Genomic DNA, 12810 nt, shown 5'->3' with positions numbered 1-12810 from the left:
CCTGCATGCTGTGATTGATGGGTCAATTATTAACCAATCACCTGCAAAAGTACAGGTTTTATCCGCATTATCACCATTTATTTACGCCCAGATTTATCCTGTGATCCAATTAGCTTCCCAATCCTTAAATACGGGATTAAAACCCTGCCGTTGCATCTGTTCGATAACTAGCTCGACACTGCGATCATCGCTTATCTCGAATTGATCGAGTTGACTGTCAGGCGCTTGATAGCCGCCCGGTTGTGTCGAACTGCCCGCACTGATTTGAGTGATCCCAAGTGGCAAAAGATTATCCCTCAGCTCAGGGCTTTCCCTTGTCGACATGCTGATGTCAAGCTGTTGATTAAAAAGTCTAAATGCACAAATCATTTGCACTAAACCTAGATCCGATAGCATGACTTTTGGGGGGATCCCGCCAGTACAAGGTCGTAACCTTGGTAGCGAAATACTAAAGCGGGTGCGCCAATAGCGTCGCTCTAAATAGTCGAGATGATATCCCATCATTAACGCATCTAAACGCCAATCATCCAGCCCCAGTAATACCCCAAGACCAATTTTATCGACGCCCGCCGCCGCAACTCTGTCAGGTGTTGCTAAGCGATAGGTAAAATCCATTTTTTTCCCCCTGGAATGGTGACTAGCATAAGTCTCTGGTTGATAGGTCTCTTGATAAATCATCACAGCATCTAAACCTAGCGCGACTAACTGGCGATAATGGTCCTCACTCATGGGCTGGACCTCCATCGCCACATGGCTAAATTGCTGCTTTACCAGCGGCAACATTTGCTTGAAATAATCGATGCCGACCTTAGTTTCATGCTCACCCGACACCAGTAAAACAGAATCGAAGCCCCTATCTTTGATAATGGCCATTTCGGCCATCAACTCCAGCTCATTCAAGGTCTTGCGTTTGAGTTTGTTACTCATGCTAAAGCCACAGTAATCACAATCATTAGCGCACAGATTCGAGACGTATAGCGGTAAATACATACCCAGATTCGCGCCAAATCGCTGCCGCGTAAGCGCCGCAGAGTGCTGCGCCATGGTTTCGATATAAGGTTCCGCCGCAGGTGATAGCAAGGCCAGTAAGCTACGTAAATCCCCAGCTGGACTCACTAACGCCCGCTCAACATCTTGGGCTGTGCAAGAATACAAATCGAGTAACAATTTATCCCGTGGGATCTTGGCAAATTCCGCTACAAAACTCATTGGTTTAAAAATCCCGTCAGAGGACTGGTATGTACCGCGCCCGTTTGTACTCGGCCAAGCCCAGCTTCAAAGGCCCGTCTACCGCATTGCACCGCCTCTTTAAAGCACTCGGCCATCACTATCGGCGACGCACTGCTAGCGATGGCGGTGTTAACGAGCACCGCATCGGCGCCCAGCTCCATTGCCCGCGCAGCCTGCGAAGGTGCGCCAATGCCGGCATCGATCACCACAGGCACCCGCGCCTGCTCTATGATGATTTTTAAAAAGCTTTCAGTGACTAAACCCTGATTACTGCCAATCGGACTCGCCAGTGGCATAACCGCAGCGCAGCCTACCTCTTCCAAGCGGCGACAGAGCACAGGATCGGCATGCACGTAGGGCATCACGATAAAGCCTTTCTCACAGAGGATTCTAGCCGCCTCTAAGGTTTCTATCGCATCGGGCATTAGGTACTTAGGATCCGGGTGGATTTCGAGCTTAATCCAATGAGTTCCCAGCATTTCACGGGCAAGCTCAGCCGCAAACACCGCTTCCTTGGCGTTTCTCGCCCCCGAAGTGTTAGGCAATAGCCGTACACCCGCTTGGCGTAACGGCGTGAGTAAATCATCAAGCCCCATTTTAAAATCAATTCTTTTCATCGCAACTGTCACTAACTGCGATTTTGAAGCCGTTATCGCCTCAAGCATCACTTGGCTATTGCTGAATTTTCCCGTTCCGGTAAATAACCGTGATTCAAACTCCACATCGGCAATCGTTAACATACTAACCTCCCGCTACAGCTGAAAAAAGTTCTAATTTATCTTCATGTTGGCAGAGAATCGATTGCCAGCGATTACGCGGAACCACCTCTGCATTCAACACGATAGCGACCGAATCGAGGGTAATATTTTGCGCGAGGATCACCGCCGCGAGTGAAGTCGGTTCCGTTAATGGCTGCGGGACATTATTTATGTGAATTAAAATCATATCAAACCTCCATACTTTATAGTTTGCTGGGCTTATCGGATGATGAACGAATCTCTTTTGGACCACATACGTCACAATGGGGATCCCGCGTTAATGTCGCCGCTGTCCATGAAAGTGATTTAGCGTCGAAGCGCCAAAAACGCCCAAACAAGGCACTTTTAGGTTCATCACAACTATCCATACTCAGCAAGAGTTGCATGGCCATCAAAGATTGCATTGACGCCATCACGCCCACGCTCGGCCCGAGTACGCCTTGGGTACTACAGCTCTGCGACACTCTCGTCTGTGCGGGGAAAATACAGTGATAACAACCACCAGAGGGGAACCGCATTTGGTCGACTGCAAACAATTGACCGCTAAATGCTGCGATTGACGCACTGACTAAAGGTAAAGCCGCTTCGATACAGCGGCGATTAATGGCTTGGCGAGTCGCGAAGTTATCTGTGCAGTCAAGCACAAGTACTCTTTTACCTTGTTGTTTTAATTGTAAAACCTCAGCGAAGTTATGAGCTGATGTCTCAGCACTAAATGCTGTTTCATGGGCAGTAACAGTGCACTGCGGCGCTAAGCCTTTGAGCTTTTGCTTGGCAACTCGCGCCTTATTGAGTCCAATATCGGCATCGTTGAATAACAATTGTCTTGGCAGATTCGATACTTCAACCTTATCCATATCGATTAAGGTCAAGTTGCCAATGCCTGCACAGGCCAGATATTGCGCCGCCAATTGCCCTAAACCGCCAAGACCGATAATAACAACGCTGGCGTCGACCAATTGCAATTGCCCAGCCTCACCGACTTCAGGCAATAAGACTTGCCGAGAATAACGCATGAAATCGGCATCACTGAGTGTATGGCCGCAGTGTTCATTGTCGCTGTGTATATGACCGCAAAGAACCTCTGCGTGACCAAGCGGTGGGTTTTTACTCATGCTTAGCACCCAACTCATGCTTTACAGCCAGTTCTTCAGACAAGCTACATTGCTCCCAAGCTTGGCTCAGCTCTGCAAACGCGGCTAACGGATCCTTAGCTTTCGTTATTGCGCGCACCACAGCAATATTGCCAACCCCTGTGGCTTTCACCTTTGCCAGATTTGTTAAGTCAATACCGCCAATGGCGACCAAGGGATAATGATCTTGGAGTAACGCCACATAGTGTTTAAGTTTTGCGAGCCCTTGGGGCGCCGAAGGCATTTGCTTCGTTGTGGTTGGGAATATATGCCCAAGCGCTATGTAGGATGGCGAGTATTGGTGCGCCAATAGCAACTCGAAATAACTGTGGCTCGATATGCCTAGCGCGAGCCCCGCGGCTTGAATGGCCGCTAAGTCGGTAACGGCGAGATCTTCTTGGCCTAAATGTACCCCAAAGGCATGGTATTTTATCGCTAACTGCCAGTGATCATTGATAAAAAGCTGCGCATTAAAATGCTTACCTAAGGCAATGGCCGTTTGAATTTGTGCTTCTAATTCGGAGCCAATTAACTCAGGTTCGCCTGACTCACATCTACTTAGCGCAGATTTACCTAAATCAGATTCGGCTAACTCTGCAGTAGTTAACTCGCTGATGTCGGTTTTTATCCGTAACTGCAGGGTTTTAACGCCCGCAGCTAACAAACTCTCCAGCATGGTTAAGTCACTCACCACAGGGTAAACACCAAGATCGGCATCGAGCACTTTAAAACCGTGGGATAAAATATTTTGAGGTAGCGTCGAGGCTATTCTTACCTGAGCGGTTGCCTGATCTGTTGCCTGATCTGTTGCAAATAAAACTGTTGCAACTAAATCACTTCTAACATCAAGATGTTGATTGATACCATTATCACAACACTGCCTTATCTTGGCATAGCGGGACAAATCATGAGGCCAACCCGTACGAGCCAACGGCCCTGGACCTTGCCCTAAACCAATCGCCGCGCTTAAGCCTTGACTCACATAGGCTTTGGCAACAACCACCGCATCTTGCAATACAAAACCTTGCGCTAACACGGCGGCAATGGCCGATGACAAAGTGCAGCCGCTACCATGATTATGACGGGTATTAACCCGCTGGCTGGCTAACCAGAAGCGCCCATTTTGATGCAGCTCAGAGCTCGCGCGCACTTGACGACAAACTAGATAATCCTCGGCAAGCTCAAGATCCCAGCCATTACTCTTGTAAGCGGTATCAAGAGCGTTAGCGTGAGTTTGAGCATGAGTATCATCAAGAATGTCAGTGCAACCAAAGCTCACATCGCCACCTTTAGCGAGCACACTGCAATCAAGGCTCTGGGATAAAGCCAGTGCCGCGGCAGCGAATTGCGCTTTCGTTGAAACATCACTGTGAGTTAACCGCCCAAGTTCAAGCACATTGGGCGTGATAAGTTCGATTAAACCTTTGAAAGGCTTAAAATCTAAGGCTGATTTGGCCGCACTTTTTATATCCTGACAGTTATCGACTGCTAATGCATCGCCACAACTGGCGACCATCACAGGATCGACAATCACAGGCACAGATAGATAGTGGATTTTAAAACTCGCGATCCAATCTGCCAGCAATGCCACTTGAGTTTGATCTGCCAGTAAGCCGATTTTAATTGCTTTGGGTGGCAAGTCGGAAAGTAGAGTCGTCAGCTGAGCCATTAACATCGCCGCTGATACGGGCTCGACTAAAGTGACCGCCACTGAGCTTTGCGCCGTCACTGTGGTGATCACGCAGCAACCGTGACAGCCCAAATCTTGAATTGTCGCCAAGTCCGCCTGAATACCGGCACCGCCGCCACTGTCTGAACCGGCTATGGTCCAAACAAACGCGGGACGCTCGGTATTCATGGGTGCATTATCCCCATGAATACCCAACATAATTAGGCTTCCTCAGCTTCGGCGACGAGCTTGTCTTTCACGTGATAGATCTCGGCGCCCGAAGCAGCAAATTGTGCCGATTTTAGCGCCATAGCCGCTTCCAACTCCTGCGGCGTCTTGACTGTGACTTGCATGGCTTGGTCAGCCGCTTCAACTTGATCCGCCTTCGCTTGTGCCGCCTCTAAGCCAGCGGCATAGGCGCGCACATCTTGGGTGATTTTCATCGAACAAAATTTAGGGCCGCACATAGAGCAAAAATGCGCGACTTTAGCGGATTCCTGCGGTAAAGATTCATCGTGATAAGCACGTGCGGTTTCAGGATCGAGTCCTAAGTTATATTGATCTTCCCAGCGGAATTCGAACCGCGCCTTTGCCAGCGCATTATCACGAATTTGCGCACTCGGATGACCTTTCGCCACATCGGCGGCGTGTGCAGCAATCTTGTAGGCAATCAAACCTTGCTTAACATCTTGTTTATTCGGTAATCCTAAGTGTTCTTTTGGCGTGACATAACACAACATAGCGCAGCCGTACCAAGCGATCATGGCCGCGCCTATGCCGGAGGTGAAATGATCATACCCAGGTGCGATATCGGTGATTTGCGGGCCAAGGGTGTAAAACGGCGCTTCATCGCAGTGAGCTAACTGCTTGTCCATGTTCTCTTTAATGAGCTGCATCGGGATATGTCCCGGTCCTTCGATAATGGTTTGTACGTCGTATTCCCACGCGATTTTGACTAGCTCACCTAAGGTTTCAAGCTCTGCAAACTGGGCAGCATCATTAGCGTCGGCAATTGAGCCTGGACGCATACCATCACCTAAAGACAGGGATACATCGTAGGCGACGCAAAGCTCACAGATCTCACGAAAATGGCTGTAGAGGAAGTTTTCCTTGTGGTGACTCAGGCACCATTTGGCCATAATTGAACCGCCGCGGGAAACGATCCCGGTGACGCGTTTAGCCGTCATTGGCACATAACGTAGCAGTACACCAGCATGAATAGTAAAGTAATCAATACCTTGCTCCGCTTGTTCAATCAAGGTATCGCGAAACACTTCCCAGGTTAAATCCTCTGCCACGCCGTTCACTTTCTCCAGCGCTTGATAAATCGGTACAGTGCCGATGGGCACTGGCGAGTTACGGATAATCCACTCGCGGGTCTCGTGGATATAACGCCCCGTGGATAAATCCATGACCGTATCTGCGCCCCAACGGGTAGACCAGACGAGCTTTTCCACTTCTTCCTCGATGGAAGACGTCACCGCAGAATTACCGATATTGGCGTTCACTTTCACCAGAAAGTTACGCCCAATGATCATAGGTTCAGCTTCTGGATGGTTAACATTCAGCGGAATAATCGCGCGGCCACGGGCGACTTCGGCGCGGACAAATTCGGCGGTAATCGGTTCGCCGACTAAGGCACCAAAGGCTTCGCCCTTGGCTTTACGATTGAGGATTTCATCCTGTACTTGCGCAAGTGCCATGTTCTCGCGGATCGCCACATATTCCATTTCGGGCGTGATAATCCCTTGACGGGCATAGTGTAATTGGCTGACTCGTTTGCCCTGCAGCGCTCTGCGTGGGCGGACAATGGCACTCGAGCCTGCCTCAAAACGCAGATGATCTAAACCATCATCGGCGAGTCTTTGTTGGGTAAAATCGGAGGTCGCGCAGGGTAATTGCTCTGTGTCGTTGCGGGCTAGGATCCAGTTTTGTCTTAATTTACCAAGGCCTAGACGCACATTGATGTCGGCCTCAGGATCGGAATAAGGTCCAGCGCAATCGTACACGCGGATTGGCGGATTTTTTTCCATGATAGGCGTTTCATCAGTACCGCCTACCAGCGTGTCAGTCTGCAGGATTTGCCGCATGCCAACGCGTATATCGACACTGGAACCTTCGAGATAAATCTTTTGTGAATTAGGATGTTGCAGCGGCGCTAACGTATCGATAAAGGCTTGAGCCTGCGCGCGGGTTTCGCGGCGACTCGGCGCCTTAGGCACGGTTGATTGACTAGACTCAGCCGATTTATTAGGCACCGTCGATTTATTAGGGATTGTCGATTCTGGCGCTGTGATTTCTATCGCATTGGCAGCTACAGCTGGGTTTTGGTTTGAACTGGACATAAGCAATCTCACGTTAAAAAATGGAGTTGCTTGTCTGGAGAATTGAGTTGTTGATAGCTGGACATGGCAATCAACTTTTGTGGCCAACACTGGCTTCAAAAATTGCGTTACCCTGCTCAATAACAATTAAATCTAAACATTAAGACTTAAAACACTGCTGAGTTAACAGGTGTTCAAGCCGTCTATTTTCGCGATTTAATGTGTGTTATTACGCTTGTTTCCTTCGCAGGTTTTAACCTGATCAGGTTCAACGGATCCCGAATAAACGGTCTCAGCCAAGAGGCACTCCGACAAGATGAGTGCGCAGTATAGACAGAAGCGGCAGCAACAAACAAGGAAAAAAACAATTAAAAACCTTAACTACCAATCCAAAATTAAGACTCACTATCTATTGTTTTTAATTGAAAAAATTAAATAAAAATAAAAAAGTTATAATTGGCGTGAAAATAGATCATCAAATAAAGTCACTATTTATGGGGTTTGAGCATCATTTTATTTAATCGAGATTGAATGGCATCATCAATAGCTTGATTGATTTTTTGCCACTACAGTCAAATGGGAAGCCTAAATTTTCGGCGTATGGATTAACTTGAGTGCCGACTTGTACCACGCGATAAAAAGTATCCCCTTTACGCACAATACGATTTGGGTCTAAGGGTAAATCGTGACTCGTCGTGCCACCGAAATCATCGGCGTTAGGGACAAATAACACTTCCATCTCAGGGCTCATTTCACTCATATTCGATTTCCGGGTGAATTTATCGGCCTGTTCAATGACGAGATCATCGAGCGCTTGCTCGCGCTGACGTTCAAAATATTGCTGGGTGAATAAACTCATGCTTGAGCATGTCGCTATTGTGCTCTCGCCTTCTGCTGCGGGTGAACTCTTAGCGCCAAGCTGCGGTTTAATTTCTGTGGCATCAAACATATTCGTTGGCTTTTTTGTCGTCACTTCCGCGGGCAGTACTTCACTTTGGGCACGTGATTGAGATTGGCTCGATTGAGGGATATAGGCAAAGCACTATCAGCATCATCTCCAATCGCTATTGCTGTAGGAGATACTGTCAATAAAGACGCGGCTTTGGGTTGATGTTGAAAAGGCAAAATCCATCCTTAGGTTTTGTATAGTCTCAATTGATTTCGATGATGCTTAACGTGGAACCATTGCACTCAAATCCAATATCAATCCAATATCGGGTTGCTGAATATTGAAAGCAAATTATCCAATGATTGCATTTACTTGCGAGTGCTCAACGCAGATTAGAGGAGGCAAACAGGGTAAAGTTCAACGCGAATGCAACACGCTATAAGCATAACGCTTACGCCTATGATAGATACGACACTTGCCAGTTGAGAAAAATAGGGCTGGGAATTGAGATTACAATTGCGCTAAATTGAAAGGCAATGGTTTGTTAACTCTCAGTCTTGAAGCGGATAACATCATCAATGCGATGCACTGATGGGAGTGCGAGACGGCGTTAAAAATCTAAAGGGCGAAAATAATATATGTCAGTCATTAATTTAAGCTTACAAGTGTACGCTTAAATATGGTGATTTATTTTCCTAACTGATAGACTCAGTCATTATCGTTTGCGAGTGTGTATCTACCATGTCGAGTCAAAGTGTTATCGAACAACAAACCCCAGCTAAAACCCCTGCTAAGTCTGGGCCGTATAGTATTAAAGAAGAGATCGCTAATAGCGTATCCCATGGCTTAGGTGTTATTGCAGGCATAGTGGCATTAGTGCTGATGTTACTAAAAGGGCAAGATCACCTGACATCAATTCAACTTGCCGGCGTTGTCATTTACGGTGCCAGCATTATCATGCTTTTTCTATGCTCTACTTTATACCACAGCGTTAGCCATTCAGGCTGGAAACATAAACTTAAGATTGCCGATCACTGCGCCATTTACTGTTTGATTGCAGGGACTTACACCCCTTTAATGCTGATAAGCTTACAAGGCACACAATCGACAGTGATTTTAACGGCAATTTGGTCACTCGCGATTGGCGGGATCCTGTTTAAGACGCTGTTTATTCACAAATTCAAAAAGTTAAGTCTAGTGTTATATCTCGCCATGGGTTGGCTATGCGTCACTGTGATAGGCGATTTAACCGCGGCGATGTCAGAACTGGGGTTTAATCTTTTGATTTTAGGTGGTTTATTTTACACTCTGGGCGTAGTGTTTTACGTCGGTAAACGTATTCCATTTAACCATGCGATTTGGCATCTATTTGTGCTCGGCGGCGCGATAAGTCACTTTTTGTGCATCTATCTGACGGTAATTTAAACTAAATTAACGCTAATCGTGATGTCGTTATCATCGATGCTTTATCCCAATACTTTTTAAATTTTTCTCACACATCCCATTACTGACGGGTATTCAACTGAGCAAACAGCGATGCTAATACTGTCGCTTGTTCGTCCCAGCCATATTGGCGCCAAAGCGCAATAATACATTCTGCGGTGCACAAGCCCCCTTCTTGTTGATTACGTCGCAATATAAAGGCAGATTGCGGTATCAACGACGGTAGGCTTACCCGTGCAGCAGTTTTAAGATAGGGGCTTTGGCGCAGCATTTTACGAGCCTCCTGCCACGTCGCATCTAAAATCACCACGTGCTCAGGCATTACCTGTTTTGTAATAACCTGATTTTGCATAAATTGTAAGGCATCCTCAGGTAAGCCCTTCTCTATAGAGTCATCTGCAAGTTCGGCATCCTCAGTTGGAAACAACAATTTAGCTTGCTGCGATGCAAGCATTTCGATGAGGTTTTTATCGGCAGCGACTCTCGACCAAACAATACTCACCACCTTGGCTGGAAACGCTTCTAAGGCTAAACGGCCAGTATTAGTTTTACGGGTTAGCTCGCGTTCATGGGTAAGCAAAATAATCTGCATTGACTTCCTGACTGCTTAAGAATAGGTCGCTGTTAACAATCATAAGCACTCTAAAACGATTTGTTTGAGTAAAAAAGTTTCTCGCTCAATCGATTGGCCTTTTTGCGGATGATTACGTTGTATTGCTTCATTGTGGGCAATGGCTTTATGGATGTTCAACCACTTTGGCCGCATGCCATTTTTAATCTCGTGGGCTTCGAGCCGAGTCTCACCTAAACCACGCTCGCCCAGTGCGGTGTCGATACGGCACACATAACAGAATGACTCCATGTGCACTACGTTCGCCCCTTCACGGTACCAAGGCCGAAACTCTTCGTAACGACCAAAGGGCGCTAACACTTGAATGTCTAGGGCGCCGGTTTCTTCCTGTAGCTCGCGGATAAGGCCCGCTTCGAGGCTTTCACCGTCGTCAACTCCACCGCCAGGTAAACTGTAATCACGATATTTTTGGGTATAAAGCAGCAAAATATCATCGCCCGATAACACAATAGCACGGGCAGCTCTGCGATAAAAAACGCGTGCCGTCTGTAGGTTAACCGCTGGATCTTGGGTAGATTTGAGTAGACGCATGCTCATTGCTCGAGATTAAAAAAGGGCAGCATAAACGAAAAACGTACAATTTCAGAGAAAAAACTGCCTTACATCCAGTTCAACTAGGCCCTTTCCTCTATCGTTCAATCGCATTTTATCAAAATTAAAATAAATTTTTATAGGCTATTACATTAGCTTAACGTCATAGCCACTATCTTAAGTGGGTGATTGTCATCGAACGAGGGGAAATCCTCATGGGGATCGAGCCAAGTATGTGCAATAACGGTGCGGCCTTGTTTTTCAACGCAGCGCACTAAACTGTCGAACCATGCTTGGCGCTCGACTTTCGCCACATTGTTACAGCAAACGATAGTGCCACCGACTTTGGTCGCCATTAATGCGGGCTTAAACAAACCTTGATAATCATTGACCAAATCGACAATACCAAAAGCACTCTTGGCATAACGCGGCGGATCGAGAAACACCAGATCAAACTGGGTTTGCGCCAATTTGGGATAACTCGGTAATTTTTGATTGCGGCGCCCTCCCACACTCAAGCCTGCCAATTGGCGCAATGCCGGAAACGCATCACTCTGCACAAACTCACATACATTCGACACCTGATTTAACGCCGCATTCGCTTTACCCGTCGCTAAGGCAAAGGAAGAAAAATCGACGTTCATCACCCGAGTCGCGCCGCCGATGGCTGCCGCTGTACCAATGCCGCAAGTGTAGGAAAACAAATTCAGCACGGTTTTATCTTGGCTGTTTGCCCGCACATATTCACGGCCAATGCGCATATCGAGAAATAACAGCGGATCTTGTCCTTCGTGGCGCAGTTTAGTGCTGAACTTAATACCATTTTCCTGCATTACTCGCTCAGAACTCGCGATCTCTGTCAGTGCGGGTGATAACGCATTCAATACGCGGGAATGGCCTAATGAGCGATCGTTGTACACTATCGGCAAATCGGCCTGTTGTAACAAAACTGTGCCTATATCAACCAACTCTTCGTCGGTTAAGGTCTGATGAAAACTCTGCACTAGCCAAGTATCGCCGTAACGGTCGACATTCAAGCCACTCACGCCTTCAACTGTGCCATGGAACACCCGAAAACAATCGGTTTGATCCTGTTCAGCTTGTTGTAAAAAATCATGGCGTTTCGCCAGAGCAGTCGATAACAGCGTTTGAATAGACATAAAAAGCAAGACTCGCGAAGCGCAAACCTGTTTAAGGTTAGGGGAAGTAAAACGGCATAATACCAAACTAAGTCGCAAATTATCGGAGAAATTAACCAACATAACCGGAAATAATGGGCTTTGGCGAGGTAGTAAAAGGTACGCCGACTTTATTATATCGCTTTCGTCAGACGCTTTTTAAGACAAAGGCTAAAAGCCGGCACCGACCTAAAATTAATATGGTTTCATCACTAGTGGCTTGAGGCTCCAATCGTTTCCTCCCACCAAGCGATAACAAAATACACGGATTAATATTTTAAAAAACGATAAAAATTAGATCTTTTCAATTAGCTGTTCTAAACCAGCGGCGGTTTTGGTCGGCACAAACTCAATCACCTCAAACTCAGCAACATCGGCAATAGCAAAAGGATCTTGCTGTAAAATCAGCTCTAATGCCGTGCGTGTTGCTGCTTTAGCTAAAATGATGCCACCGGTACGTGGCACTTTACGACCCGAGGCTATAAAAGTTCCTGCGGCATAATACTGTTCAAGATAGGCAATATGGGCGGCTAAGTGTAACTCCACTTCCGCAATGGGCTTTTTATAGGTGAGCGAAACAACAAACATAAAAATCCTTTAATCGACTGAAACAATGAGAAATAATTTAGCGCTTAGCGCTCAATAAAGCGGCCATAACCCTCTCAGTTTTAATCTGAGCCAGCGGCTATTTAGGTTGGCGATATAGTGCATAGTGTGTAACTTGGGAGCCGAGCCATTGGCATACGTTCTGGGGATTGATTATATAAGGATTTGACATCAGAACGTTAATATTAAGACGTAGACAAATAAGCAGCTTACCGCCGAGCACTGGCTAATAGTCAGTAATAATACTGATAGTGAATTTACTAACGTATTGAATTACAATTGCCTTATAACTAGGGTCTGTTGATCTTTCGAGAGTGATTTTTAGACAGCATGACAAGACGTTATAATTTGCTTCGCCAAAAGTAACCATAACCTCAAGCCATGCCAAGACTTATGCTAACCGATGAACGCTGGGAAA

Annotated in this window: 11 protein-coding genes, 1 pseudogene and 1 riboswitch; of the genes and pseudogenes, 1 reads left to right on the top strand and 11 read right to left on the bottom strand. The window is 46.8% G+C overall.

The features are described 5' to 3' along the window. Positions 1-93 precede the first annotated feature (93 nt). The 7 genes and pseudogenes from thiH to ACRN9H_RS08375 all read right to left on the bottom strand — a co-directional run. Positions 94-1209, bottom strand: coding sequence for a 2-iminoacetate synthase ThiH (gene thiH, locus ACRN9H_RS08405; protein ID WP_432313280.1), 1116 nt, complete (start codon positions 1207-1209; stop codon positions 94-96). Further along, positions 1206-1970, bottom strand: a complete 765-nt coding sequence (locus ACRN9H_RS08400) for a thiazole synthase (protein ID WP_006081757.1) — start codon at positions 1968-1970, stop codon at positions 1206-1208. Before ACRN9H_RS08400 ends, thiH begins: the two co-directional genes overlap by 4 nt. Position 1971: 1 nt before the next feature. After that, a complete protein-coding gene (gene thiS / locus ACRN9H_RS08395; protein WP_012587571.1) occupies positions 1972-2175 on the bottom strand; it encodes a sulfur carrier protein ThiS in 204 nt (67 codons plus the stop codon). A gap of 16 nt (positions 2176-2191) precedes the next feature. After that, positions 2192-3103 carry a HesA/MoeB/ThiF family protein gene (locus ACRN9H_RS08390; RefSeq protein ID WP_432313279.1) on the bottom strand — a complete coding sequence of 304 codons (912 nt, stop codon included), beginning with the start codon at positions 3101-3103 and terminating at the stop codon, positions 2192-2194. Beyond that, entirely contained in the window at positions 3096-5009 is a 1914-nt protein-coding gene (locus ACRN9H_RS08385) for a bifunctional hydroxymethylpyrimidine kinase/phosphomethylpyrimidine kinase (RefSeq protein WP_432313278.1), read from the bottom strand. The genes ACRN9H_RS08390 and ACRN9H_RS08385 overlap by 8 nt, the downstream gene beginning before the upstream one ends. 2 nt (positions 5010-5011) lie before the next feature. Beyond that, positions 5012-7135, bottom strand: coding sequence for a phosphomethylpyrimidine synthase ThiC (gene thiC, locus ACRN9H_RS08380; RefSeq protein WP_432313277.1), 2124 nt, complete (start codon positions 7133-7135; stop codon positions 5012-5014). A 201-nt stretch (positions 7136-7336) separates the two neighbouring features. After that, positions 7337-7435, bottom strand: a riboswitch (TPP riboswitch). Positions 7436-7602: 167 nt separating this feature from the next. Next, positions 7603-8144 (bottom strand): annotated as a pseudogene (locus tag ACRN9H_RS08375) (hypothetical protein); the annotation flags it as partial. 600 nt (positions 8145-8744) lie between these two features. On the opposite strand from ACRN9H_RS08375, the gene trhA reads away from it, so the two are divergent. Continuing rightward, a complete protein-coding gene (gene trhA / locus ACRN9H_RS08370; protein ID WP_432313276.1) occupies positions 8745-9428 on the top strand; it encodes a PAQR family membrane homeostasis protein TrhA in 684 nt (227 codons plus the stop codon). A gap of 79 nt (positions 9429-9507) precedes the next feature. On the opposite strand, the gene ACRN9H_RS08365 is transcribed toward trhA, so the two are convergent. The 4 genes from ACRN9H_RS08365 to ACRN9H_RS08350 all read right to left on the bottom strand — a co-directional run bounded on the left by ACRN9H_RS08365 (position 9508) and on the right by ACRN9H_RS08350 (position 12374). Next, positions 9508-10038: a tRNA-uridine aminocarboxypropyltransferase gene (locus ACRN9H_RS08365; RefSeq protein WP_432313275.1), complete on the bottom strand. Its 531-nt coding sequence runs from the start codon at positions 10036-10038 to the stop codon at positions 9508-9510. Positions 10039-10077: 39 nt separating this feature from the next. Continuing rightward, the gene (locus ACRN9H_RS08360; RefSeq protein WP_432313274.1) at positions 10078-10608 is read right to left on the bottom strand and encodes an NUDIX hydrolase; all 531 of its coding nucleotides are present in this window, start codon (positions 10606-10608) and stop codon (positions 10078-10080) included. Between the two features lie 152 nt (positions 10609-10760). After that, on the bottom strand, positions 10761-11768 hold the full coding sequence (locus ACRN9H_RS08355) for a class I SAM-dependent rRNA methyltransferase (protein WP_432313273.1): 1008 nt from the start codon (positions 11766-11768) through the stop codon (positions 10761-10763). Positions 11769-12080: 312 nt separating this feature from the next. After that, on the bottom strand, positions 12081-12374 hold the full coding sequence (locus tag ACRN9H_RS08350) for a YciI family protein (protein WP_432313272.1): 294 nt from the start codon (positions 12372-12374) through the stop codon (positions 12081-12083). Between the last annotated feature and the right edge of the window lie 436 nt (positions 12375-12810).

Origin of the sequence: Shewanella sp. MF08487 (assembly GCF_050848685.1) — a bacterium.
Lineage (GTDB): Bacteria > Pseudomonadota > Gammaproteobacteria > Enterobacterales > Shewanellaceae > Shewanella > Shewanella glacialipiscicola.
The sequence above is the reverse complement of the archived record's forward strand: the minus strand, read 5'-3'. Positions and strand labels throughout refer to the sequence as shown.

Bases quoted from the DNA above. Each gene is read 5' to 3' on its own strand.
- thiC (WP_432313277.1), bottom strand. From the start codon at position 7,135: ATGTCCAGTTCAAACCAAAACCCAGCTGTAGCTGCCAATGCGATAGAA.
- ACRN9H_RS08365 (WP_432313275.1), bottom strand. From the start codon at position 10,038: ATGCAGATTATTTTGCTTACCCATGAACGCGAGCTAACCCGTAAAACT.
- thiH (WP_432313280.1), bottom strand. From the start codon at position 1,209: ATGAGTTTTGTAGCGGAATTTGCCAAGATCCCACGGGATAAATTGTTA.
- thiS (WP_012587571.1), bottom strand. From the start codon at position 2,175: ATGATTTTAATTCACATAAATAATGTCCCGCAGCCATTAACGGAACCG.
- ACRN9H_RS08390 (WP_432313279.1), bottom strand. From the start codon at position 3,103: ATGAGTAAAAACCCACCGCTTGGTCACGCAGAGGTTCTTTGCGGTCAT.
- ACRN9H_RS08360 (WP_432313274.1), bottom strand. From the start codon at position 10,608: ATGCGTCTACTCAAATCTACCCAAGATCCAGCGGTTAACCTACAGACG.
- ACRN9H_RS08350 (WP_432313272.1), bottom strand. From the start codon at position 12,374: ATGTTTGTTGTTTCGCTCACCTATAAAAAGCCCATTGCGGAAGTGGAG.
- trhA (WP_432313276.1), top strand. From the start codon at position 8,745: ATGTCGAGTCAAAGTGTTATCGAACAACAAACCCCAGCTAAAACCCCT.
- ACRN9H_RS08385 (WP_432313278.1), bottom strand. From the start codon at position 5,009: ATGTTGGGTATTCATGGGGATAATGCACCCATGAATACCGAGCGTCCC.
- ACRN9H_RS08400 (WP_006081757.1), bottom strand. From the start codon at position 1,970: ATGTTAACGATTGCCGATGTGGAGTTTGAATCACGGTTATTTACCGGA.
- ACRN9H_RS08355 (WP_432313273.1), bottom strand. From the start codon at position 11,768: ATGTCTATTCAAACGCTGTTATCGACTGCTCTGGCGAAACGCCATGAT.